At 44.3% G+C, this 21,578-nt stretch carries 29 protein-coding genes; 7 read left to right on the plus strand and 22 right to left on the minus strand.

Translation table 11 applies throughout. The annotated features are described in order from the left end of the window. The first annotated feature begins 33 nt into the window (after nt 1-33). On the plus strand, nt 34-771 hold the full coding sequence (locus tag ICE90_RS01030; protein WP_216190645.1) for a pseudouridine synthase: 738 nt from the start codon (nt 34-36) through the stop codon (nt 769-771). A 57-nt stretch (nt 772-828) separates the two neighbouring features. Continuing rightward, nucleotides 829-2,457, plus strand: coding sequence for a peptide chain release factor 3 (locus ICE90_RS01035; protein ID WP_215322370.1), 1,629 nt, complete (start codon nt 829-831; stop codon nt 2,455-2,457). A gap of 22 nt (nt 2,458-2,479) precedes the next feature. Here the strand turns inward: ICE90_RS01035 and ICE90_RS01040 are convergent, their stop codons facing one another. Both ICE90_RS01040 and ICE90_RS01045 read right to left on the minus strand, forming a co-directional pair. Further along, the gene (locus ICE90_RS01040; RefSeq protein ID WP_215321175.1) at nt 2,480-2,725 is read right to left on the minus strand and encodes a hypothetical protein; all 246 of its coding nucleotides are present in this window, start codon (nt 2,723-2,725) and stop codon (nt 2,480-2,482) included. Between the two features lie 22 nt (nt 2,726-2,747). After that, nucleotides 2,748-2,984, minus strand: a complete 237-nt coding sequence (locus ICE90_RS01045; protein WP_215321176.1) for a DUF2798 domain-containing protein — start codon at nt 2,982-2,984, stop codon at nt 2,748-2,750. A gap of 128 nt (nt 2,985-3,112) precedes the next feature. On the opposite strand from ICE90_RS01045, the gene ICE90_RS01050 reads away from it, so the two are divergent. Beyond that, the gene (locus ICE90_RS01050; protein WP_216190646.1) at nt 3,113-3,295 is read left to right on the plus strand and encodes a hypothetical protein; all 183 of its coding nucleotides are present in this window, start codon (nt 3,113-3,115) and stop codon (nt 3,293-3,295) included. A gap of 52 nt (nt 3,296-3,347) precedes the next feature. Here ICE90_RS01050 and ICE90_RS01055 read toward each other — a convergent pair whose 3' ends face one another. Next, complete coding sequence (locus tag ICE90_RS01055; protein WP_251368477.1) at nt 3,348-4,220, minus strand: DMT family transporter; 873 nt, start codon at nt 4,218-4,220, stop codon at nt 3,348-3,350. A 77-nt stretch (nt 4,221-4,297) separates the two neighbouring features. Here ICE90_RS01055 and ICE90_RS01060 point away from each other — a divergent pair, with 77 nt between their 5' ends. Genes ICE90_RS01060 through ICE90_RS01075 form a run of 4 tightly spaced genes read left to right on the plus strand, consistent with a single transcriptional unit; the run spans nt 4,298 to nt 6,662 of the window. Further along, entirely contained in the window at nt 4,298-4,801 is a 504-nt protein-coding gene (locus ICE90_RS01060; protein ID WP_251368478.1) for an MOSC domain-containing protein, read from the plus strand. A 1-nt stretch (nt 4,802) separates the two neighbouring features. Beyond that, complete coding sequence (locus ICE90_RS01065) at nt 4,803-5,198, plus strand: GNAT family N-acetyltransferase (protein WP_215321177.1); 396 nt, start codon at nt 4,803-4,805, stop codon at nt 5,196-5,198. Between the two features lie 21 nt (nt 5,199-5,219). After that, nucleotides 5,220-5,864 carry a histidine phosphatase family protein gene (locus ICE90_RS01070; RefSeq protein ID WP_215321178.1) on the plus strand — a complete coding sequence of 215 codons (645 nt, stop codon included), beginning with the start codon at nt 5,220-5,222 and terminating at the stop codon, nt 5,862-5,864. A gap of 27 nt (nt 5,865-5,891) precedes the next feature. Further along, nucleotides 5,892-6,662, plus strand: a complete 771-nt coding sequence (locus ICE90_RS01075) for a MipA/OmpV family protein (RefSeq protein ID WP_215321179.1) — start codon at nt 5,892-5,894, stop codon at nt 6,660-6,662. Between the two features lie 34 nt (nt 6,663-6,696). Here the strand turns inward: ICE90_RS01075 and ICE90_RS01080 are convergent, their stop codons facing one another. From ICE90_RS01080 to ICE90_RS01170, 19 genes are all read right to left on the minus strand, one after another. Then, nucleotides 6,697-7,431 carry a sulfite exporter TauE/SafE family protein gene (locus ICE90_RS01080; RefSeq protein ID WP_216190647.1) on the minus strand — a complete coding sequence of 245 codons (735 nt, stop codon included), beginning with the start codon at nt 7,429-7,431 and terminating at the stop codon, nt 6,697-6,699. 232 nt (nt 7,432-7,663) lie between these two features. Further along, nucleotides 7,664-8,767 carry a patatin-like phospholipase family protein gene (locus ICE90_RS01085; protein WP_216190648.1) on the minus strand — a complete coding sequence of 368 codons (1,104 nt, stop codon included), beginning with the start codon at nt 8,765-8,767 and terminating at the stop codon, nt 7,664-7,666. Between the two features lie 55 nt (nt 8,768-8,822). Further along, the gene (locus ICE90_RS01090; protein ID WP_216190649.1) at nt 8,823-9,221 is read right to left on the minus strand and encodes an MAPEG family protein; all 399 of its coding nucleotides are present in this window, start codon (nt 9,219-9,221) and stop codon (nt 8,823-8,825) included. 10 nt (nt 9,222-9,231) lie between these two features. Further along, entirely contained in the window at nt 9,232-9,915 is a 684-nt protein-coding gene (locus tag ICE90_RS01095; RefSeq protein ID WP_216155269.1) for a haloacid dehalogenase type II, read from the minus strand. Nucleotides 9,916-9,952: 37 nt separating this feature from the next. After that, nucleotides 9,953-10,636 carry a DUF2461 domain-containing protein gene (locus ICE90_RS01100; protein ID WP_216190650.1) on the minus strand — a complete coding sequence of 228 codons (684 nt, stop codon included), beginning with the start codon at nt 10,634-10,636 and terminating at the stop codon, nt 9,953-9,955. Nucleotides 10,637-10,662: 26 nt separating this feature from the next. Beyond that, a complete protein-coding gene (locus tag ICE90_RS01105; RefSeq protein WP_216190651.1) occupies nt 10,663-11,094 on the minus strand; it encodes a DUF3106 domain-containing protein in 432 nt (143 codons plus the stop codon). 65 nt (nt 11,095-11,159) lie between these two features. After that, nucleotides 11,160-12,116 carry a sodium-dependent bicarbonate transport family permease gene (locus ICE90_RS01110; protein WP_216190652.1) on the minus strand — a complete coding sequence of 319 codons (957 nt, stop codon included), beginning with the start codon at nt 12,114-12,116 and terminating at the stop codon, nt 11,160-11,162. 56 nt (nt 12,117-12,172) lie between these two features. Continuing rightward, on the minus strand, nt 12,173-13,069 hold the full coding sequence (locus ICE90_RS01115) for a cation diffusion facilitator family transporter (protein ID WP_215321186.1): 897 nt from the start codon (nt 13,067-13,069) through the stop codon (nt 12,173-12,175). Nucleotides 13,070-13,138: 69 nt separating this feature from the next. After that, nucleotides 13,139-13,900 carry a YoaK family protein gene (locus ICE90_RS01120; protein WP_216155261.1) on the minus strand — a complete coding sequence of 254 codons (762 nt, stop codon included), beginning with the start codon at nt 13,898-13,900 and terminating at the stop codon, nt 13,139-13,141. 76 nt (nt 13,901-13,976) lie between these two features. After that, nucleotides 13,977-14,990 carry a cytochrome d ubiquinol oxidase subunit II gene (locus ICE90_RS01125; protein ID WP_215321188.1) on the minus strand — a complete coding sequence of 338 codons (1,014 nt, stop codon included), beginning with the start codon at nt 14,988-14,990 and terminating at the stop codon, nt 13,977-13,979. 2 nt (nt 14,991-14,992) lie between these two features. Beyond that, nucleotides 14,993-16,345, minus strand: a complete 1,353-nt coding sequence (locus ICE90_RS01130; protein WP_215321189.1) for a cytochrome ubiquinol oxidase subunit I — start codon at nt 16,343-16,345, stop codon at nt 14,993-14,995. 236 nt (nt 16,346-16,581) lie between these two features. Further along, nucleotides 16,582-16,794, minus strand: coding sequence for a hypothetical protein (locus tag ICE90_RS01135; protein WP_216190653.1), 213 nt, complete (start codon nt 16,792-16,794; stop codon nt 16,582-16,584). A gap of 105 nt (nt 16,795-16,899) precedes the next feature. Next, nucleotides 16,900-17,421: a hypothetical protein gene (locus ICE90_RS01140; protein ID WP_216190654.1), complete on the minus strand. Its 522-nt coding sequence runs from the start codon at nt 17,419-17,421 to the stop codon at nt 16,900-16,902. 15 nt (nt 17,422-17,436) lie between these two features. Beyond that, nucleotides 17,437-17,928, minus strand: a complete 492-nt coding sequence (gene pal, locus ICE90_RS01145; protein WP_215321191.1) for a peptidoglycan-associated lipoprotein Pal — start codon at nt 17,926-17,928, stop codon at nt 17,437-17,439. Nucleotides 17,929-18,012: 84 nt separating this feature from the next. Then, on the minus strand, nt 18,013-18,366 hold the full coding sequence (locus ICE90_RS01150; RefSeq protein WP_215321192.1) for a hypothetical protein: 354 nt from the start codon (nt 18,364-18,366) through the stop codon (nt 18,013-18,015). Between the two features lie 75 nt (nt 18,367-18,441). After that, nucleotides 18,442-18,867 (minus strand): BLUF domain-containing protein, encoded by a 426-nt coding sequence (locus ICE90_RS01155; RefSeq protein ID WP_216190655.1) that lies wholly within the window; start codon nt 18,865-18,867, stop codon nt 18,442-18,444. 105 nt (nt 18,868-18,972) lie between these two features. Then, nucleotides 18,973-19,362, minus strand: coding sequence for a tautomerase family protein (locus tag ICE90_RS01160; protein ID WP_216156208.1), 390 nt, complete (start codon nt 19,360-19,362; stop codon nt 18,973-18,975). A 150-nt stretch (nt 19,363-19,512) separates the two neighbouring features. Beyond that, nucleotides 19,513-19,824: a cytochrome c, class I gene (locus ICE90_RS01165; protein ID WP_215290234.1), complete on the minus strand. Its 312-nt coding sequence runs from the start codon at nt 19,822-19,824 to the stop codon at nt 19,513-19,515. A 10-nt stretch (nt 19,825-19,834) separates the two neighbouring features. Next, nucleotides 19,835-21,055, minus strand: a complete 1,221-nt coding sequence (locus ICE90_RS01170) for a molybdopterin-dependent oxidoreductase (RefSeq protein WP_215321195.1) — start codon at nt 21,053-21,055, stop codon at nt 19,835-19,837. Nucleotides 21,056-21,578 lie beyond the last annotated feature (523 nt).

Consider the following 21,578-nt stretch of genomic DNA (forward strand, 5'->3'; position numbering starts at 1 on the left):
CAGTATTTAGCGCTGATACCGGATAATGCAAGCATGGAAGAAAAAGTACGCGTCTCAAAATTACTCTCTGAGCTTGGCCTTTGCTCCCGTCGTGAAGCGGATTCATATATTGAGCAAGGCTTAGTCACAGTAGATGGCGAAGTGGTGAATGAATTAGGTGTTCGCGCCTACCGTCATCAAAAAATTGAGTTGCAATCTGGCGCCAAAGCACAGCAAGCCTCTCGCATTACCGTCATTCTAAATAAACCCGTTGGCTATATTTCTCACTATGACGATGAGCAGGAATATCAACCGGCGGCTTCTTTGATTACCCCTGAAAACTACTTTACCAGCCCGCTTGATAGAGGTAGAAGTCCTCGCTTTAACACGAAAGGGCTAGCACCGGCAGGCAGGCTAGATATTGACTCTACGGGCATGCTAGTTCTAACTCAAGATGGCCGCATTGCCAAATTATTGATTGGTGAAAACAGCCCAATCGAAAAAGAATATTTAGTGCGCGTAGAGGGGGCTCTCTCTTTTGAAGATTTAGATCGCTTAAAACATGGTCTCTCTCTTGATGGGGTAGAACTCAAGCCTGCACAGGTTAGCTGGCAGAATGAAGATCAGCTTCGCTTTGTGTTGCGTGAAGGTCGTAAGCGCCAAATTCGTCGAATGTGTGAGATGGTGGGCCTCAAAGTGATAGGTCTCAAACGCGTCAGAATGGGTCGCATCTCATTGGGGCCGCTTCCTCCCGGGCAATGGCGCTACGTAGGGGCTCATGAGCAGTTCTGAAGCACCTTGGCACGCTTATAATGGCCTCCGAACCTAGATACTCAACGCAGAATTATCATCGAAACTCTTACCTCCAGCACTCCAGGCGTAGAAGTACTTAGACGTCGCAGCTTTGCGATCATCTCCCACCCAGATGCGGGTAAAACTACGCTTACAGAAAAGTTACTGCTGTATGCGGGAGCCATTCAGATCGCAGGAAGTGTTAAAGCACGCAAAGCCAGCCGTCATGCAACATCTGACTGGATGGAAATTGAAAAGCAGCGCGGCATCTCTGTAGCAAGCTCGGTGATGCAAATGGAATACCGCGATTGCGTCATTAATTTATTAGATACGCCAGGCCACCAAGACTTCTCCGAGGACACCTATCGTGTCTTGACTGCGGTCGACTCCGCTCTCATGGTGATTGATGCGGCCAATGGTGTTGAATCTCAAACATTGCGCTTGCTTGAAGTTTGCCGTGCACGCAATACACCTATCGTGACATTCATTAATAAGATGGACCGCGAAGTTAAGCCTCCAATGGAATTAATGGATGAGATTGAAACTGCGCTTGGCATAGAAGTAGTGCCCTTCACTTGGCCAGTTGGCATGGGTAAATCCTTTGCTGGAGTGATTGATATCGCCCATGCTCGTATGCGCATGTTCAAAGCAGGTGAAGATCGCGTGACCGAAGACTCACATGCAGTAGTTGCTATAAATGATCCAGCCCTTAAAGAGCGTCTGGGCACAGACTTAGAAAATGCCCTGGCTGAAGTGGATCTGATCAAAGAAGCAATGCCAGCCTTTGATCTCGAAGCCTTTCTAGCTGGCCGCCAGTCACCGGTCTTCTTTGGTTCAGCCATCAACAATTTTGGTGTGCGCGAAATTCTCAATACATTGGTTGAGCTTGCACCATCGCCAGGCTCACGTAAAGCCTTGCAACGTGAGGTCAGCCCTGCCGAGAACAAGTTCTCAGCGGTTGTATTCAAGATTCAGGCCAACATGGATCCCGCACATCGTGACCGTGTAGCTTTTTTACGCATCTGTTCTGGCCATTTTCAGCGCGGTATGAAACTCAAGATTTGTCGCAACGGCAAAGAAGTTCGAACGAATAATGCGCTCTCTTTCTTATCGCAAAGACGCGATATTTTGGATGAGGCCTTTCCAGGCGACATCATTGGCTTGCCAAATCATGGCTTGCTGCGCTTGGGTGACACCTTAACCGAAGGTGAGCAATTGCAATTTACGGGGCTCCCATTCTTTGCACCAGAAATTTTCCGCATGGTTGAATCTGCCGACCCTTTGCGCTCTAAGCAACTGCGTACTGGACTCATGCAATTGGGTGAAGAGGGCGCTATTCAGGTCTTTAGGCCAATGGCTGGGGGCACCATGCTACTTGGCGCCTTTGGTCAACTTCAATTTGAGGTGGTAAGCCATCGCCTCCAAACTGAATACGGTGCAGAAGTGCGTCTTCTACCTGCCCGCTATAGCCTGGCTCGCTGGGTTAGCTCAGACGATCCTGTTGCCCTGAAAAAATTTACCCAAGAAAATATCCACCGTATGGCAGAAGACGTGGTGGGCGCATCCGTTTTCTTGGCATCACATAAATCAGAACTGGATGTTGCCCAACAACGTTGGGAGTCTATTCAATTCCATGCCCTCAGAGAGCATGCTGGCTTAATTTATCAATCCGATTTGGCAGGCTAATTCGTCCAGCGGTTGTACTAAATTAGCGTGTTGTTTTGCAATCAAAAACGACAACTAACTGCGTATCACTACTTCTAAACGAGGCAATCTTGCCGTACTGCGCACAATAGGCGCCGGCCTTCTGAGTTAATTGCTCAATTGATTCACCACTACTATTTAGAAAAGTAACGTGATTAGAATCTGATGCATCGGTATATACCGCAGCACAAGCGCTCAAAATAGATGCGCAACATATAGTCAAAATAGAAGACTTCATCAATACATTCATTTAATCATTCCTCATCTGTAAGCTAGAGCTTATTGAGCTCCAGCACCTTCATAATCTTTGCAGTGATTTTGCTAGCAAATGGCCTGTAAATCAGAATACAAACAATGGCCACTGGGTAAGCTACTGACCAAACTTCAAACCATACCCAGAAGAAATTTTCTGCAAGGCCAATACGAACAAATGTAGTAGCAAGCGTAATGCTTGAGGACATTAAGAATCCCATAACCAGGGCAAAAATGAGATTGGGTAGGCTGATCATGGCTACATCATAGCTTCTAGACTTGTTAACTGTTATTCTGGACTGTGATCACTATTGTGCGCCCTAGACAGGGGAATCTCTTGCGAAAGTCATTGAGATTCATCATTCCATTACCCTAGGAAAACTCCATGGCTGTAGGCCAAAATCAAAGAACCAGAAAAAATGACTCTATGCTCACCAAAACGGGAAAAGCGCGCTTAGGCCCCCTGAATACCGCTCAACTTACTAAGTTACTAGAATCGATCACCAAACCCAAAGAGAAAAGCAAAATCTTGCGCGCACTCAGCAAACACAAAGTTGTTGCCGCATAATTAAATAGCCCCGTTTAATCGGGGCTATTTAATTTCATGGTTACAAATAAAACTACGCTCTTTTTACCAACATTCTTTTCCCAAGGATGACAGTAGACACAACCAATATAGCAAAGATTAAATTCATCGCCGTGAGTGAATCGCCCAACAAAATACTTGCTGCTACTAAAGTGCAAAACGGCTGAATTAACTGCACTTGACTGACGCGTGCAATGCCACCAATCGCAAGTCCCTCATACCAAAAAAAGAAGCCAAGAAACATGGGGAATAAACTTAGATAGACAAAGCTAGTCCATGCCACGGCATCCGCATGAATATATTCTGGGCTATAAGTGAACCAAGTCATCACAATATTCAGCGGCAAGGAAATGACCAAGGCCCAAGAAATGACCGCGCGTGGATTCATTTTTCTGGAGAGTTCGCCGCCCTCTACATAACCAATGCAAGCGCTAATCCCGCCAAGCACTAAAAGGCCATCAATATACGTAAAGCTGCCGGAACTCTTTAATAGAGCGTACAGAATGACTAAACCGGCGCCCAATAAAGATACCAGCCAGAACCCTAAGGAGGGACGCTCTTTAAAGCGTAGCACGCCAATAACGGTGGTAGCAAGCGGCATCATCCCCAAAATCACTGCCCCGTGTGAAGACGAACCTTGAGTCATTGCAACAGTGGTAAATATAGGAAAACCAAACACGACACCCAGGGCTATGACCACAAATTTCACGAAATCCACCCTAGTGGGTGTGCTCTCTTTTTTATAAGCAAGATAGGCGAGTGCAACTAGTCCTGCCAGGGTTGCTCTTCCGAAAGCAATGAAATACGGGTTAAAACTTAAAACAGCAATCTTACTTACTGGTAGCGTTAAGCTAAAAATTAGAATGCCAATAAAGCCAATTAGCATTCCCTTGCTTTCTTTATTCACTGTTGCCCTTTTTCTTGTGTTGTATTTATTGTATTAACAATCATCAAAGCATGAGTTGTAATATGTAAACACTCCATATGAAATTCAATGCCTATATTCAAGCCATCTATCTAGCAGCGTCTGCTAGCAAGCAGATGCTATCTGTCAGCACTGCCAAAGCCATAGTTGGCATTGGCCTTGAAGGTGACCGTTATGCGCTAGGTACGGGCGCCTATTCAGCCATCGAGCCAACTAAAGTGCGTCACATCAGCATCATCGCCCTATCTGCCATCGATACAGCAAATGATTGGTTAACAGCTGGGGATGAACCGACTTTTGATGGCTCTGAAACACGCCGTAATATTGCGCTTGCAGGCATTACGGCATCTGAACTCAATGCGCTCGTGGGCCAACGATTTCAGCTAGGTGACATTCAGCTACTTGGCACAGAACTATGCACCCCCTGTGAAAGACCGGCGCAATTACTCGGCAAGCCTAGTTTCATGGAGGCATTCGAGGGGCGTGGCGGCATTCGAGCTGAGGTTTTAAACTCCGGAGTCCTGGCTGCGGGTGATAAGCTCTTCATAAGAGATGAGGAGTGACATGATTCAATATCGCGACAACGCCACAATTAGCGCTGAGCAAGCAATCGATCTATACAAGCGCTCCACTCTTGGAGAGCGGCGCCCTATTCACAACGTTCAAACATTTACGGACATGCTCAATAACGCTAATCTCACTATTACCGCTTGGGATGGCGAAACTTTGATGGGCATTTCTCGCTCGCTAACTGACTTCTCCTATGTAGCCTATCTTGCGGACTTAGCCGTTGATGAAAAATATCAACGCTCTGGGATTGGCAAGCAACTGATTGAGGAAACCAAAGCGCGCCTTGGTCCTGAATGCATGATCGTACTTTTAGCAGCGCCTAAGGCAAATGAATATTACGGACATATTGGCTTTGAACACAATCCGCGCGCCTGGACTCTCAAAAAGTAATTCGGTCTTTATCATTGCCATATGACTATTACTCGATTTTGCTTAGTTCGCCACGGTGAAACTGACTGGAATGCCGCACGACGCCTTCAAGGCCACACTGATATTGACCTCAATGCCAGAGGCTTAGCTCAAGCAGGGCAAATGGCGCGTGCCCTCAAAAATATGAAGCTTCAATTTGACGTTCTATATACCAGCGATCTTCAGCGAGCAGCAAAGACTGCACAAGCGATTGAAGATGTATTCGAAACCTCTGCGATACCCAATGCTGGGTTAAGAGAGCGTCATCTTGGTGCTCTACAGGGACTCACTACCGATGAAGCCCCGATACGTGAGCCAGAACTTTGGAAATCTCATCTCAGCAGAAATATTGAAGAGAGCTTACACAATGGAGAAAGCATTCAACAATTTGCAGATCGAATTAAAGCTGCGCTTGTGGAAATCTGCGAAGAACATTCAGGCAAAACTATTTTATTGGTAAGCCATGGAGGCGCATTGGATATGATGTACAGAATTGCGAGCAATCAAGCCTTGGATGCAGAAAAGGCCGTTACCGTACCTAACGCCTCTCTCAATTGGATCAGTCATGATGGACTTGCCTGGAAGGTGAATAGCTGGGCAGATATAAGCCACCTTCAGGATTTGGCTCTAGATAATCTAGATCTCTAATGGCCCGTAAGGGCTTATGATGCATACATGAAATCGATTTTTCGCATAACGGCTCTTTTAATTGCCACTGCAATCCATATTCCCGCCTACGCGTTGGATGATATTCCGGACGCGCTTCCGGATCGCATCGTTGGCGATATCGGTGCGGCCGTTTACACCTCTAATTTACATATTGGCACCGAAGGGACTCAATCCTTAGCTCTGCCCTATGCCTTTTTTGACTATCAGCGTTTTTTCGCTCGCATTGATGAGGTGGGGATTAAGACTTTCAAGATGGGTTACGGCTACTTTGAAGTCATCGGAAAAATTAATTTAGACACCTACAAAGTAAAGTCGTCAATCAATGGCAACTCTATCAACCGAAGCGACCCAATACCCCTTGGCCTGGGAACCTTTCAAGAGACGCCGATCGGGGGATTTTTTGTTAATGCTTATCATGACTTTGGTAAATCAAAAGGGGCGCTCTATGAATTTTTATACTTCGCCGAAATTGAAACCTATAAAAAAGTAATCCTCTATCCGCAAATTGGTATAGAACGACAGTCAAGTCAATATGCTAACTACTACTATGGCATCAGCCCTGGAGAGTCGACAGCTACTGGTTATGGAGCTTATAGCGCACCAGCGACGAACAATCTTTTAGCAGGACTCATGGTAGAGATTCCGGTAGTGGATAACTGGTATATCAATGTATATGGCAGACGTAAATGGATGGGTGGCGGAATTAATAATAGCCCAGTCATGAATCGCTCATTCCAAGACAATGTCTTTATGGCACTTGCGTATCGCTTTAAGTAAGAAGATAGAAGCTGGCTTACTCTAGATGGCGACTTTAGAAAGACATGGCCAAGATCGACAAGCCTGAAATTAACATCACCAGCTCCATCAGCAGCAAAAATTTCTTTTCCGGTAACGCCAGAACAATTTTCTTAGAAAAGATCGAGCCCACCAAAACACAGCCTCCAATAAGAAGCCCCTGAATGATTGCGGTTACATTGAGAAAGCCTAGCTGATGAAATGTAATTCCCTTGGTAAACAGAATAGATAGGGTGCTTGCCGCCTCTGTTCCCAAGAAGGCGCCCTTCGTGAGGCCGTAGGCTAAAAAGAAGGGGGTGTTGATAGCGCCAGTAGTCGCAACAATCCCAGTCAAATAGCCAATAACAGCCCCAACCAGGGCCATCTGCCAAAGTTTTAGATAAAAATTTTGGTTGCGCATCCAGCGACGAATCGGAATTAACGCGATTAAAAATATTCCTAAAGTTATTTCAATTAATCGCTCATTAAGTTGTACGAGCGTATTCACGCCCAATATCGTGAATGGTATTGCAGCTAGACTATATACAAAACATACACGCCATTGAATTACGTTCCACCACAAAAAAATGCGAGAAAGATTAACTACGGTAGCAACCAAAGCTATGACGGGAATTGCCTGAATGGGCCCATAAAAATAGACCAAAGCGGGCATCAATATGATGGTGGTACCAAAACCAATGACGCCGCCTAAAACCCCAGCGCCCAGGCCCAGCGAACCGAGGACTAAGGCCTGAAGAATCAGGTCAGACAAAGTCGCCCATCTGGGTTAAATTTTGCATTGGCATATTAACGTCCTTGACAAGCCAAAGGCATTTCCCACAAAGGCTTGCCTTGGCTGAAATCACAATTCACCCCTTCTGGAGAAGTGGTGCTGGCAAGACAACCGCTCAAGACCAGAGATAATAAAGCTATCGTCAAAGCTAGGAATATTTTGTTCATTTGCGATACCTCACTGGAAATACAGCTTTATAAATAGTTTTGTATTAGGCCCAAAATTCTTTCATCATTGCAATATCAGCAATGCCCCTATCGTTTCCATACTTCAAATAAGGTGCAATCCATTTTGGATCAAGAAGATTCTCTACCTTAGATAAACCAGGCGGAAGACCAACAACAATGTGCTTGGTCTTTGTGCCACCGCCCTCCAAATCCTTCACCTCTTGATTAATCGTATTGGGCAGAGAAGATAAACGCAATCCCTGCTTTTGCTCATTGATCGTTCCATCGCCCAAAGAAATCACAATGGCTCGTTTAACGCCGGCAATAACATCGCTATGCGTGCTACTTTGGCTCATGCCGCCATCCATACATAACCTATCTTTTATGAATGTAGGGCCAACCTGGCCTGGTGCTGAAGAGCTTGCGGCACAAGCAACGTCAATAGGAACATTATCGGCTTTTGACACAACAATACGCTGTCCCGTAAAGCAATCAATAGCCGTAGTAAACATTCCATCTGAAGGCCAAGCAGACGCCGTTAGCAGCTTCCTCATTACCTTGTAGTGATTGGCTACACCATCAGGATTGAACGAAGCCATCGCAGCTTTGCCGATGCGCTGAATGGATGCAAGAGATCCATCGTGCACAGTCAACTCGGCACGCTGCGCCCTTAATTGAGAAGCATTAAATTTTAATGCGGGCATCATTTCTGCAAGCAATTTTGGGAAATCCGCAAAAAGATCCATCTCACCCATAAGGCGCCACATGTGCCCAGATGTCAGCATTGCACCAAATATTGAACCTGCAGAAGTTCCGACCACAACATCTGCAACACTTAAATCTACGCCGGCCTTCTTAAGTGCATTACAGTACCCGGCATACCAAGCAATCAATGGAGTTCCGCCACCGCCCAACGCCAAACCTCGATCCTTCCCTTGCGCAAACGGATTCTTAAATGGAGCTGGATGAACCAAACCATCATTCCAACTCGCCGTAGATTCAACATCTTTTTTAGCTGCCAAGGCCTCAACTTCGGCGATGGTTTTTAGTGGCAAATTTTGGGCCTGGGCTAGAGCTTGTGTACTGGCAACTGCCGCGATGCCAACAACGGAAGTTTTTAAAAAATTGCGGCGTGATGATGCAGTCATATAGCTTCCATAAGTAATGCTCGATTTATAGCAGACCCTAACGGCAAAGGATCGTTTACACAGCGATCCTGTAGAGAGACCATCCCAAGTTCAATGCAACCAATGCAATAAGCGTGAAAAAAGTGAATTTCATTCCAAGCACACGCTTGCTGAAATCTGGCGGCGGAGTATTCATGCCTTTTGCATGAATCAAGCGCCCAATAATGAGTGAGACACCTGGAATAGCCATCAACCACCAAGGGGCGCCATTTAACTCAAGACAAGCTATTAAGATAACTCCCAAAGGAATGTATTCGGCAAAGTTTGCTTGGGTACGAATAGCCCTCTCGAGATCTTCGTGACCACCACTTCCTAAGCCAACCTTATTTTTTCTTCTTAAACCAATGACCGCAAAAGAGAGCTTGATAAAAATAATTGTTAGGATGGCGGTAATGATGGATGTAATTAAAAGCATTCATATCTCCTTAGATAACTTCTAATACCTTGCTTAAAGAATTACCTTCATAGTTTGGTTTTTCACCAATCTCTTCAAAAGGGTGGCCAAGACGATTGACCCAAAATACATCAAAACCATACCACTTTGCAGCTAGAGCATCCCAAGCATTGCTCGATACAAAGAGAATTTCTTCTTTCTTCACAGGAAATGCCTTTAATAGCAATTCATAGGCCTGTGGGGCCGTTTTAAATAAGCGCACATCCTCGATGGTGACAACTTTATCCAGGTAAGGCTTTAAGCTATTACTCTCGACTACGGTTGCCAACATTTCTCTGCTGCCGTTAGACAAAATCGCAGTAGAGATTCCTTTCTGTTTTATTGTTTTGAGGACATTAAGGCTATCTTCAAAGCCAGTGAGCTTGGCATACTGGTCCATCAACCGCCCCTCATAATCAGGGGTGAGATTTAGGTTCATGCGCTTACAGACATATCGCAATGAGCGAATGGTTAGCTCCCAAAATGGGAGATAGTGCGAACTGCCATTGGGATTGGGATCACTCATCGTCACCAGGCGAGTGTATTCAATTTGGCGATCGCGCCACATTAAAGCAAAGGCCTGCCCATGACCCGGAAATAAGTCTTCTGCCAACTGCCCCATGGAATACACATCAAATAACGTGCCATAGGCATCAAAAGCGATTAACTTATACATGTGTTTCTTGCTTTCTAGTATGAATTTCTATTGTCATTTAATCAGAAAATTTAGCCAACGCATGCCACCCAAAACTAAGCAGGGGAAGCATATCTTTAGCAAAACTAGTGACTTCTTTAATTAACTCTTTCGAGCAAATCGTTGATCTGGGCAACTGCTTTCTAATAATCCAACCCTTGAGCTTGATAGCTCCCTCAATCTCTTTAGGAACATCATTAAAGCCTCTCGGAATTCGGGCCAATGTGTTGGAATAATCCAGCTCATAGCCTTTTCTTTTTAGAGACTTCTCAAGAGATAGCCAGGCCTTAGGGTTATCTAAAATCCCCTGCCTGAGTTTTTTGAGATTGTGGGCCTCTGGTTGTAAATAACCCGCAGCACATCTACTTCCTAAGGGGTCTAAACGAAAATACAAAACGCCGGGAGAGTGCTTGTCGCCGGTTCTCGTAAAGAGCCCGCTGGCATGCATGTTGTAAGGATGCTTTGCTTTTGAAAACCGAGCATCTCGATTAATTCTAAAGAGAGATTTTTTAGGATCACCCCACAAGGGCACATCTTTTTTAGCGAGACCCTCAGACAGGGCGTCTGTAAAGTGCCTCATGGGTTCGCGCACAAATTCTTCATATTCTGAACGATGCTCAGAAAACCAAACCCTAGTTTGATTGTTGGTAAGCTCTTCAAGAAATTTGAAAGCTTTCGGACTAAATCCAATAAATTCACTCATTGCATTAAGGGGCGAGGATGGCAAGCCTAACTCGGTTTTTTAAACCGGTTCTGCTTTTCCTCAGGACTCATGTTGTCCCATTTAGCTCTTCGTGCTTTTATTTCTGCCTGCTCTTCTGGTGTTAGTCCATCAAAGAAATATTTTTTCTCAGCTTTCATTTTTTCTTTTTGTTCATGAGTAATGGATCGCCATTGTGCCTTCATTTTTTCCTGAACTAGCTTGCGATCTTCAGGGCTTAAGGCCTTCATTTGATCGCGCCCCTGATGCCAATAAGCTTTGCGCTCTTCTGGTGTTGCCTTCAGCAATGCAGCATCTATTTGCTTCATCTGTTCAAAGCGCTGATCAAAGGTGAGATTGATATTGGCCAAAGGATTTGGTGGCTCGGGGATGGCAGCAGCAGCCAAGGAAATTACAGCAACACTAAATAGCGCTCCAACTACCCATTTTTTAGAAATCATCGCCTCATCTCCTGCTGGTTATGAACCATTCTAATCCCGGTCAGGACAGAGTCAACCAGCCACATCTAGTAAGTTAGACCCGCAATATAAGCGTAAAGTGGAATCCCCAAAATGATATTGAAGGGGAAGGTAATTCCCAACGACATTCCCATATATAAAGCGGGGTTTACTTCTGGAAGTGCGTGTCTTAATACAGCTGGCACAGCAATATAAGAAGCGCTCGCGGCAAGCACCATCAATAAAACAGTATCTCCCAATGGTAAGCCAAGTAGTTTGCAAAACCCCAATGCGATTGAGGCATGAACCAAAGGGGCGCCGATTGCATAAAGCAAAGTAATGGGTGGCTTACCCTTTAATCCCTCAAAGTTCTTAGCCGCCATCAAACCCATATCTAGCAGGAAGAAGGCCAGCATTCCCTTGAACAAATCGATTGAAAATGGGGCCATTATTCTTTGTCCGCTGTCGCCACTGACTAAGCCAACTATCATCGAACCCAAAAGCAGTAGTTGTGCGCCATCAGTAAATGACTCATGAAGAATCTTTGACATGCCTGTGGACTGCGTCGAATTAGTAGCTGATGATCTTGCTTTATTCGCCAACAAGATTGCCAGAATGATTGCCGGCGACTCCATCAAAGCCATAGCGGCCGCCATGTGTCCACCAAACGCAATCCCATATTGATCAAGTGCTTGTGTCGCAGTAATAAACGTAACGGCACTAACCGAACCATAAGTAGCTGCAATGGCGGCTGCATCATAGTTATTGAGTTTGGCTCTTAAAACCATATACCCCATGAGAGGAATGATGATTGCCAAAAATACTGCGAGCCCAAGCGCCAAACCTATCTCAAGAGTAAATCCTGATTTATGCAGAGCAAAGCCGCCCTTCAAACCCAACGCCATCAATAGATAGAGCGATAAAAACCTAGCAATGGGCTGAGGAATTTCTAAATTGGATTTAACGGCGCCAGCAAAAGCACCAAAGACAAAGAAGAGAATTGCTGGATCCAAAAAATTATTCATATCGATATCTTAGGTAATTTTAGAAGTTCTTGTATTGGCCCCACAGTGCCTGAGGGTTATACAGGATCGATATGCGTCATGACATTGAGCACCGGCAATTGTTTCTTGATTTCATTGCCCGCGTTTAAAGCAATGTCGTGCCCAACCTTGACGGTGGCATTGGCATCCACATCAATATGGACGTCTACCAAAATCATATCGCCCATCTTACGAGTACGCAGATCATGAAAGCCTCTAACGCCATCAGTAGATTTAATGATGTCCTCTATCTGACGATGCTCTTCCTCCGATACCGCCCTATCCATTAAGTCATGCAGGGCATCCCAACCAAACTTCCAACCCATTTTTGCCACCATTAAGCCAACCACTAAAGCGCCAATAGCGTCAAAGATTGGGTGCCCAAATAGAGCGCCAACAATACCAATAGAAACGACTAATGAAGAAGCTGCGTCAGATCTGGCATGCCAAGCATTAGCTACCAACATTGAAGATCGCACACGCTGAGCTACTGCCAGCATGTATCTAAAAAGAAGCTCTTTTGCAACTAAGGAGGCCAATGCAACATACAAAGCTAGGGTTTGAATTTGTCCGGCCGCTACTGGATTGATAATCTTTTCCCCGGCTTTAAAAAGCATGCCCGCACCAACAGCCAATAAAGAGATTCCTAAAAATAGAGAGGCAGCAGTTTCATATCGTTGATGGCCATAGCGGTGATCTTCATCCGCATCTTTAGCGCTATGGTGATTGGCAAAGAGCACTACAAAGTCTGCAACTAAATCTGTCGCGGAGTGAATGCCATCTGCAATCAAACCCTGAGAGCCAGACGCAATACCTGCAAATACTTGAGAAACTGTCAGGCCGATGTTCACAACGACACTAACCAATGTGCTCTTCTTCCCGGCCTGTTGTTTGGCAGGCGTTTGTGATTCGTGATCTTCTATTTCTTTATCCATTACCTGATACTAGCAAAGAAGGGGGTGTTAGTGTCTCTTGGTCGCCCAGGACGGAGCCAAACCAGAAGTTCAGAATGATCGATCCTTCATTGCAACCCTAATATCTTGATAAATCTGTAAGCCGGCAATGAAGATAAGGGAAAGGGATAAGGGCACTACTGAAATATAGCCAACCCTTTTAAAGCTTACCGCACCAATAATTCCACCCACCAAAAACATTCCAAAAATAAATAGGTGGGTTTTGAGTTTCTCCCTGTTGGCCATGACATAACCACTCACATTGGCTTCTGGTGACTTATTCCAATAGATCAACTTACCCAACTCAATACCTATATCAGTAATGACTCCCGTCATATGTGTAGTTCTTATCTCTGCTCTAGAGGCTTTTGTAACTATGGCGTTTTGTAGGCCCATCACAAAACATAAAAGAAGAGCAATCGCCGGGACAGTTATAGGCAAGTAGATATTCAAGTTGGCCCCCACCAAACCAAACACTAGTAGCAGGATGGCCTCAACCAACAAGGGCAAAGCAAACTCACTATGAATTTTTCTTCTATGCCCCCAATTAATAAGAATAGCAGTGGTTGCCGCCCCAAACAGAAACGAGAGCAAAAGCGAGATGCCACCTAAAACAGAAATAAAATTATTGAGAGCCAGGTCATCGCCAATAGCAGAAATGATGCCACTCATATGAGAGGTATAACGAGCAATCGCTAGAAACCCACCCGCATTCACCGCACCCGCTACAAATGCCATATAGGCGCCCAGCTGAACATTAGTCTTATGAGAGCGCTGAGCGCTAGTTAAAAGCTGAATGAACTTAATTGGCATTGAAACTACATTCTAAGGCCCACACCGATTAATCAGTTGGTGAAGTACCCATTGAGGGGGCGCTCTAACTATTGCTTTAGTAATAACTCAGTGGCTCGGTTTTTCCCCAAAAGATTTTGTAGGAATAAATGGTATATCCAATGATGGTTGGCAGCACAACTATAGCCCCCCAGAATATGACCCATAATGACTCCGTAGCTGAAGCCGCCTCCCAAATCGTCATTTTGTCTACAACGATGTAAGGGAACATGCTGTAGGCGATTCCTAGAAATGCTAAGACAAAGATGGCTACGCTTAAAGCAAAAGGAACCCAAACAGGAGCGGGCTTATTCTTCTGCATTTTTAACAAGTTCAAATCGATAAAGATAAAACAAGCCAAAGTCAAAACTGGAAATGGCAATAAGAAAAAGACATTGGGAAAGTTAAACCACTTTGCCGCAATCTCTGCACTAAAGAATGGTGTCGCCACAGAAATGATCCCAACACCCAGGGCCGTAAATAAGAGGCATCTTCTTGCCCAGCCCACCGCCTTTAGCTGTAACTCGCCAGAAGTCTTCATAATCAGCCAGCCAGCCCCCAATAGGGAATATCCAGCAGGCAGACAAAGCGCCACGATAAAAGAAAATATCCAACCCAAGTATCCGGAGTCAAAACCGATCACCTCTCTACCAACCATAACCCCTTGAGATGCAGCGGCCAAGAAGCTGCCAAAAAAGAATAGAAAGTTCCAGACTGCCTTCTGACTCAAATGGGCTTTTGCACGAAAGTCAAAAGATACGCCTCGTAAAATTAAACCAGCCAACATGATGCCTACAGGCAAATAGAGCTCAGTCAAAATAATTCCATGCGCCATTGGAAAGGCAATCAAGAGAACTCCGACTCCGAGCACCAACCAAGTTTCATTAGCATCCCAAAAAGGACCGATTGATGAAATCATGATGTCTTTTTCTGACTCACTTGCCTGATTCAATAAGATGCCAACGCCTAAGTCATATCCATCTAAGACAACGTAAGCAATCATTGCAATGCCCATTGCCGCCAAAAAGAAAAGGGGCAACCAACCAGATGGTTCGTATAAATTAGGAATCATTCTTATGCTCCAGCAATACCGTTAGTCAAACCTGGTTTTTGCCCATCAATAATATGTACGGGATTAGCTTGTCTTGCCAAATAAAAAACAACCCAAATATAAGAAACAATAAGTCCCAAATACAGAGCAAGGTACATCACGAGCGTACCCAAAACCATATTGGCAGGAACTTTAGTAACTGCGTCAGCAGTTTTTAGTACTCCACTAACAAGGTAGGGCTGTCTGCCTATCTCCGTCACATACCAGCCAGCAACTACGCCAACCCAACCAGAAAAAGTCATCACACTGAGAGCCCTTAAGAGCCAGTTTGGTAGTTCTTTATTTTTTCTTGTGAGATAAAACCCAACGAATGCGGTTAAGAGCATCAACATGCCAATGCCGACCATAATGCGAAAGGCAAAGAAAATGGGGGCGACTGGTGGAGTTGCACCAGGGAAGGAATCCAAACCCTTCACCTCACCTGCAAATGAGTGTGTCAAATATAAAGATGCGAGCTTTGGAATAGCTATTTCGTATTTATTGGCTTTAATACTCTCATCTGGTATCGCAAATAAAACGGCGGGGGCACCTTTTGTTGTCTCCCAAATTCCCTCCATTGCCGCTACCTTTGCAGGTTGATACTCCAACGTATTTAAGCCATGCGAGTCTCCAAGAACAATTTGCAGTGGAGCTAACACTGCCGCCATAGTCATCGCCAACTTGATCAGCGCTCGACTGCCAGAAAGATCAATGCCCTTCAAATATCGATAAGAGGAAATGCCTGCAATTAAAAACGTTACCGTCAAAAATGATGCTGTCATCATATGCAAGAGGCGATACGGCATGGAAGGATTAAAGACAATCTCAATCCAATTAGCTGCATGTGCTTGACCATTAATCATCTCAAACCCTTGCGGGGTTTGCATCCAAGAATCTAAAGCAATGATCCAAAATGCCGATAGTGATGTACCGAAGGCAACTAAAAATGTAGCGATAGTGTGAGCTCTTTGAGAGACTCTTTTGGAGCCAAACAACATAATTCCTAAAAAAGTTGCCTCGAGGAAGAATGCCGATAAAACTTCGTAGCCAAGCAAAGGTCCTGCGATATTGCCAACCGTTTGCATATATCCAGGCCAGTTGGTTCCAAACTGAAAACTCATCGTGATACCACTAACAACCCCCAGGGCAAAAGTTAGAGCGAATATCTTGACCCAGAATTGATAGGCTTGGCTCCATACTGAGTCGCCAGTTTTATTAAATTTAACTTTGAAATAAAAAAGCACCCATCCCAATGCAATCGATATTGTTGGGAAAAGAATGTGAAAAGTCATATTCGAAGCAAATTGAATTCTGCTCAAAATAAGCGTATCTACCATTTTGTTGCCTCTTATTTTTAATGTGCTTTTATTATGCTCTTTACCTTTCTAACTTGCTGATGCTGGTTTAATGGACTTACCTCAGCATCGCATGTCGCTTTAACGATATTGCCCAATATGAAAAAACCACCCGAAGGTGGTTTTAGTGTCTCCTACATCCTATAACAAGCGCAGCACAAAATTTAAGGCCTCAACCAACATCTGCTAGCAGGCCCCTGATTGGCATATATCCTTGATTACCAGTACTTAAAAGGCTTTTCAGCATCTACATCACCGCCTAAAGCCCTCATGCTCGTATTGCAATGCGGACAGGTAAGGCCATCCCACTCAGACAGATGATTACTCGAGTGGCAACTAGTACAAACCGGTGCCCTACTAATTTCAGTATTAATACTTCCTGGATGAGCCACTGTATAAGCATCAATCGTTGAACAAGATTTACAAACCATCGCCACCCTAGAAGAGTGAAGACCAACCTCTCTGCCTATGCTACTAATGCATTCAAACTTACAAGAGCGGCACACAAATTTATATCTAGCCATACATGTATCTCGCTAATTCTTTTTAGATTGAAGCGCTAATTTCTTCATGCGGGCATCTTGAATAAGCAATTGCCTTTCTTGATTGGCCACTCCAATAGTGATCTTTCTGGCTATAAGATCTGCATAAACACCATCAATTTTTTTAAAAAAATCTTCGTAAACCGCTTTCTTTTCGGGGCTTAAGCCCTCCAAAGCAATGGGTCGACAGGAGTTTGCTTCAGCCAAATAATTTGTCAATGCCGCAGCTTGCTGATCCGTTAATTTATCTGCGGAACTAAAGAGGGCTTTGGCGTGAGGATTGCTTCTTGTGACAGCGATGATTTGACTGTCCGCCAACAACGCATCAGCACTTTGATTGCTGTGAATGATGCAATCATTCAGTCGCTTAGTTACAGACCCCGAGTGATCTGGTGCTGGAGCCATCATTGGTGATTGTGCCTTAGCAACCTGTACTGGGTTATTGGGTATAACGCTTGTCGCACATCCCCCCAGGAAAGTAACTCCTATCAAACTTAACTTAAATATGTTTTTCATTGAGTGGCCCATTAGTTATTGATAGACAAAATCAGCGCGGCGATTTTCTTTAAATGCCGCCTCTGTCTGAGCTGGGTTAGCTGGCTTTTCTTTTCCAAAGCTCACCGCCTCTAACTGAGATTCACTGACGCCCTGGGCAAGTAACGCCTTCTTAATGGCTTCTGATCGTTTTTGACCTAGGGCAAGGTTGTACTCGGTAGTTCCACGATCGTCGGTATTGCCCTGGATGATCACAAAAGCTTTTTGCTTTTGAAATGCCTTTAAGTAAGAAGCATGCGCGGAGATTGTTGATGCATATTTTGGGTCTACGGTATAGCTGTCAAACTCAAAATAGATTGAGCGCTTACCATAAACACTAGACTTCGGATCACTAATTGGATCGTAAGTAGAAGAGCCTCCAGCGTTAACAGTGGTGACGCCATTGGCATCATCTAACTTAACGCTACTGCAAGCGGAAACAAATAAAACCAATAATGCCAATGGCACTATTTTTACAAATTTAAACATGATGAGGTTTCCCCAAACATGGCTACACCTTAGTAGCCAAATAGCAAAGAGGCACGCCACTAAAGCATGCCCAACCTAAGAAAATTAGGCTATAGCTTTGGGTGGTTTAAACGCTGAGTCGGGAAAGTTTTGCGTCAACAAAACTTCATTTGTCATAGCAAATTGATGCATGGTAGTTGATGGAAGAAAAACAGCAATTCCAATCTCGCTAATATTTGCGGTTACATGGCTCATCAGATACATCGTATGAACCTGCTCTTTGTCATCGGTCGAATCAGAGCTGTTATGTGCTTGCTGTGAAGCTGAGGCATTGTTATAGCTGCCAGCAAGCTCTGCCCGCTCAATTGCAGACTGGATAAAAATAGTTCCAGCTGCCGCCTTAAATGCAATCAAGAAGAGGCATATCAATAGAACGAGTGTTTTACTACGAAGCAACATGGACAAATTCTATACCTGATTACCAAATTTGTCGTTTTAAACAATGCCTACAAACTGGGCTGAGGATATTTAATCCTAATTTTGATCGCCCTTAGCTACTAAGCGCATGATTCTCAATAATTCAACATCATGGCTTGGAAGACCATCCAGCAGGCCAACTAGATGCGGAACATCCTTAGCAATTTGATCACCCCCATAAAACCTTAAGGCCCAATTGGGAAACAATCTCTGGTCAATCTCATCGAGCTCAATTCGATGCAGAACCTTATGACGATAGTCTTTTTGAATTTTTCCCCAAATGAACAAAACATCCTTTCGCTTACCCTCAAGAATCTGGGCGAAATGGCCATTCTCGTAGAAAAGAGCCCCCGTAAGCTCATGGTCTAAATTCCACTTTCGGGCAACATCAAACAGATGGACTAGGCTTGAAAGGCCCATTTCATGAGTTGCTTTGCTGATATAGCTCAGCTCAACCAATTGATTTGGATCGTCAACACTCACTTATTCTCCCGGCCTCTAAAAATAACTATGAAAACTAAAGCCAGTTTGTTCTTTTAGTCACCAAGCTTAAATGGGCAATAACCCTATCGACTGGGGCCAGGATGCCTAATCCTTGTCTGCATATTGCATTTCGCCATTGCCAAATGACCAATTTTCTTTGCTTACCTCAAGCAAGTTAATAAAAATATCTTGAGGCCTGACTTGAAGCTGTTGCACCAAGGCCTCACAAATGGCTTTATATAGCTTCTTCTTTGCCTCTATGGACCTACCAAAACTTATGGTCGCTTGAATAAAAATGATGCCCTCTGAGTATTCAATTCCTAAATAGCTTTTTGGGATATTTAATTCTGATGCGTCGTGTCTAGTAATAACCTGAAACTTATCGTCTTCAGGAACGTTGATTTGCTCGCGCATCACGTTATAGATAATGTCCCCGACTTGCTGAGCAAAACTCTCAGGGTGTTTTTTACTTAAATCAATTCTGACTAATGGCATCACTATTCTCCTTAGATTCATCTATCTTAAACAGATGCAATTAATTGCGCAGAAGCTTGAGAGATTGCTAAATAAAAAACCACCCTCGGGTGGTTTTGGTGTTTCTTGGAGGGCCGGCACGGAATCAACCAGGGCCGAGGATGTTTAATTCTATTTCCTGTTTGCCCCATAAGTTTTATTAAGGTAGTCGACTATGACTGGAACCTCCTCATCAGTAATGGGCGCCTTAAATACATTTTTCATCCTTAAAACTTGAGCATTCCAATAGCCAACTCCTGTATTGGGCGGTTGATATTCTGCATAGTGGGCAGAGTGGCAGGTAGAACATTTCTGTAAAGTCAGCTGATAGCCAGGCAAATCTGATGGTCGCCATAAAACAGTATCAGCTGGTAACTCAATCGTTTTAGCTTGTGCCATTTGTGCCAAAGCAAGAGCAGATAGAAGGAGGATAGTTTTTTTCATATTCTTCTCCTTAAACCGCTGTGACTTTTACAGTCTCAACAATATTTCGCATATAGCCTGCAGGCATCCAGCTTGCAGTCATGGGCTGAACTTGGCCAGCATGATTAAATGCTCTGACCCTTAAGTCCAATATCCCTTTTTGTTTTGGCGTAAATTCAATGCGCCACTCTCTAAATGAGAAACGTCCAAGGTCTTGACCCAATCTCGCCTCTGTCCAATTTTGTCCATTGTCCTGCGAGAACAAAACTTTCTTTATTCCATAGCCCGCATCAAAGGCAATGCCTCGGGCTTGAACCGGCTTACCAATAGCGACAACGCTACTGTCTGTGAAGTTCGTAATGAATGAGCGAATCGTAAACTGATTAATAGGAATCGTTTTTGAAGGTGCGGTTCCAGGCGCAACACAGTTACAGTCATTATCAGGAATGCGATAAGCAGGATTCATCCAATAACCGTTGTATACATCATCAACCACTTTAATTTCACTAAGGTGCTTAACCCAATATGTTCCGTAGTAGCCGGGAACAATTAACTTGATTGGATAGCCGTTTAAGAAAGGAATATCTGTGCCATTCATTTGATAGGCAACCATCACATTGCCGTCCATGGCGTGATCAATATCTAGGCCTTTTACAAAATCTGAATCGCTTGGGAGAATTGGCTGATCCAAGCCATTGAAAGTTACTTGCTTAGCTCCGCCGCCGGGATTGGCCGCCTTCAAAATATCTTTTAAGGCAACGCCAACCCAAGCGGCATTACCCATCGCACCATTACCGAGTTGCCCACCATTCACTCTAGGCTCAAATAAGCCGCGACTATTACCAGAGCATTGATTAACAGCAACAATGCGTTGCGATGGAAAGTTTTTCTTTAACGACTCTAGAGAAATCTCTAAAGGCTTTTCTACATTGCCCCCAACTTTTAGTCGATAAGTATTAGGGTCAATGGATGTTGGAATGCCGGCCATGTGATAGCGTACAAAGAATTCATCATTTGGCGTAATGACATGATTGTCGTAATACTGAAATGGTGTTTCTAATTGTGGGGGCCTAGAGGTCAGCACAATCATGGGCTTCTTTTCAGGAAACGCCATGAGTTCGCGCTCACCATAGGCCATAGGTAAATTTGTTTTCTCTGCGCCCATTGCCCAAGATGGCAATAATGAACTGGCTCCACCAGCCAATGCGGCTGTAATGACTTTCCGTCTATTGGTAAAGTTCTCTGAATTCATGGATGTCTCCTCCATAGTATTTTTGGTTCAGGTAAGAATAGCTACTTTTAAAGAGGCATGCGTTGGTGATTACCCTCATCGAGCATTAAAAATGTCGTTTTAAATGATATTGCGAGCAACCGCCATTAATAAGCTATATGCTTAAATTGACGCAGGGCAGTCAAATTAGTTTGCCCTTTTGAAGGGCAGTTCTTGCATGCAATATCCGAGACCAATGGCGCCTAACCTTGGCAAGCCTTAAAAGAAAATAGCCCAACAAGTAGACTATTGAGATTCTTGGTGGCCCGGGGTGAATCGACTGGGGCCGAGGATGTCTAATCCTTGGTGGCTATTTAAAAATCTTTAACGCGCCGCAATAATAGAAATCCTTATAGCGTTTTTTAGTACTAAAAATCATCACTAGAGCTAAAGTATTACCCGCTCTTGGCAAGAAGGTTGACTTAGGACAAGTTTTTCTAATAGGCGCAAGCAGAGTATTGACGCGCCGCTAACAACATAACTGTAGGGGAGAAAAATCACTTAT

The sequence above is a fragment of the Polynucleobacter sp. AP-RePozz3-80-G7 genome (assembly GCF_018882145.1).
Taxonomy (GTDB): Bacteria; Pseudomonadota; Gammaproteobacteria; order Burkholderiales; family Burkholderiaceae; genus Polynucleobacter.

Excerpts from the sequence above, each read along its gene's own strand:
- ICE90_RS01030 (WP_216190645.1), top strand. The coding sequence starts at position 34 with ATGGAAGAAAAAGTACGCGTCTCAAAATTACTCTCTGAGCTTGGCCTT.
- ICE90_RS01040 (WP_215321175.1), bottom strand. The coding sequence starts at position 2,725 with ATGAATGTATTGATGAAGTCTTCTATTTTGACTATATGTTGCGCATCT.
- ICE90_RS01045 (WP_215321176.1), bottom strand. The coding sequence starts at position 2,984 with ATGATCAGCCTACCCAATCTCATTTTTGCCCTGGTTATGGGATTCTTA.
- ICE90_RS01050 (WP_216190646.1), top strand. The coding sequence starts at position 3,113 with ATGGCTGTAGGCCAAAATCAAAGAACCAGAAAAAATGACTCTATGCTC.
- ICE90_RS01060 (WP_251368478.1), top strand. The coding sequence starts at position 4,298 with ATGAAATTCAATGCCTATATTCAAGCCATCTATCTAGCAGCGTCTGCT.
- ICE90_RS01065 (WP_215321177.1), top strand. The coding sequence starts at position 4,803 with ATGATTCAATATCGCGACAACGCCACAATTAGCGCTGAGCAAGCAATC.
- ICE90_RS01070 (WP_215321178.1), top strand. The coding sequence starts at position 5,220 with ATGACTATTACTCGATTTTGCTTAGTTCGCCACGGTGAAACTGACTGG.
- ICE90_RS01075 (WP_215321179.1), top strand. The coding sequence starts at position 5,892 with ATGAAATCGATTTTTCGCATAACGGCTCTTTTAATTGCCACTGCAATC.
- ICE90_RS01085 (WP_216190648.1), bottom strand. The coding sequence starts at position 8,767 with ATGACTGCATCATCACGCCGCAATTTTTTAAAAACTTCCGTTGTTGGC.
- ICE90_RS01090 (WP_216190649.1), bottom strand. The coding sequence starts at position 9,221 with ATGCTTTTAATTACATCCATCATTACCGCCATCCTAACAATTATTTTT.
- ICE90_RS01095 (WP_216155269.1), bottom strand. The coding sequence starts at position 9,915 with ATGTATAAGTTAATCGCTTTTGATGCCTATGGCACGTTATTTGATGTG.
- ICE90_RS01100 (WP_216190650.1), bottom strand. The coding sequence starts at position 10,636 with ATGAGTGAATTTATTGGATTTAGTCCGAAAGCTTTCAAATTTCTTGAA.
- ICE90_RS01105 (WP_216190651.1), bottom strand. The coding sequence starts at position 11,094 with ATGATTTCTAAAAAATGGGTAGTTGGAGCGCTATTTAGTGTTGCTGTA.
- ICE90_RS01110 (WP_216190652.1), bottom strand. The coding sequence starts at position 12,116 with ATGAATAATTTTTTGGATCCAGCAATTCTCTTCTTTGTCTTTGGTGCT.
- ICE90_RS01115 (WP_215321186.1), bottom strand. The coding sequence starts at position 13,069 with ATGGATAAAGAAATAGAAGATCACGAATCACAAACGCCTGCCAAACAA.
- ICE90_RS01120 (WP_216155261.1), bottom strand. The coding sequence starts at position 13,900 with ATGCCAATTAAGTTCATTCAGCTTTTAACTAGCGCTCAGCGCTCTCAT.
- ICE90_RS01125 (WP_215321188.1), bottom strand. The coding sequence starts at position 14,990 with ATGATTCCTAATTTATACGAACCATCTGGTTGGTTGCCCCTTTTCTTT.
- ICE90_RS01130 (WP_215321189.1), bottom strand. The coding sequence starts at position 16,345 with ATGGTAGATACGCTTATTTTGAGCAGAATTCAATTTGCTTCGAATATG.
- ICE90_RS01135 (WP_216190653.1), bottom strand. The coding sequence starts at position 16,794 with ATGGTTTGTAAATCTTGTTCAACGATTGATGCTTATACAGTGGCTCAT.
- ICE90_RS01140 (WP_216190654.1), bottom strand. The coding sequence starts at position 17,421 with ATGAAAAACATATTTAAGTTAAGTTTGATAGGAGTTACTTTCCTGGGG.
- pal (WP_215321191.1), bottom strand. The coding sequence starts at position 17,928 with ATGTTTAAATTTGTAAAAATAGTGCCATTGGCATTATTGGTTTTATTT.
- ICE90_RS01150 (WP_215321192.1), bottom strand. The coding sequence starts at position 18,366 with ATGTTGCTTCGTAGTAAAACACTCGTTCTATTGATATGCCTCTTCTTG.
- ICE90_RS01160 (WP_216156208.1), bottom strand. The coding sequence starts at position 19,362 with ATGCCATTAGTCAGAATTGATTTAAGTAAAAAACACCCTGAGAGTTTT.
- ICE90_RS01165 (WP_215290234.1), bottom strand. The coding sequence starts at position 19,824 with ATGAAAAAAACTATCCTCCTTCTATCTGCTCTTGCTTTGGCACAAATG.
- ICE90_RS01170 (WP_215321195.1), bottom strand. The coding sequence starts at position 21,055 with ATGAATTCAGAGAACTTTACCAATAGACGGAAAGTCATTACAGCCGCA.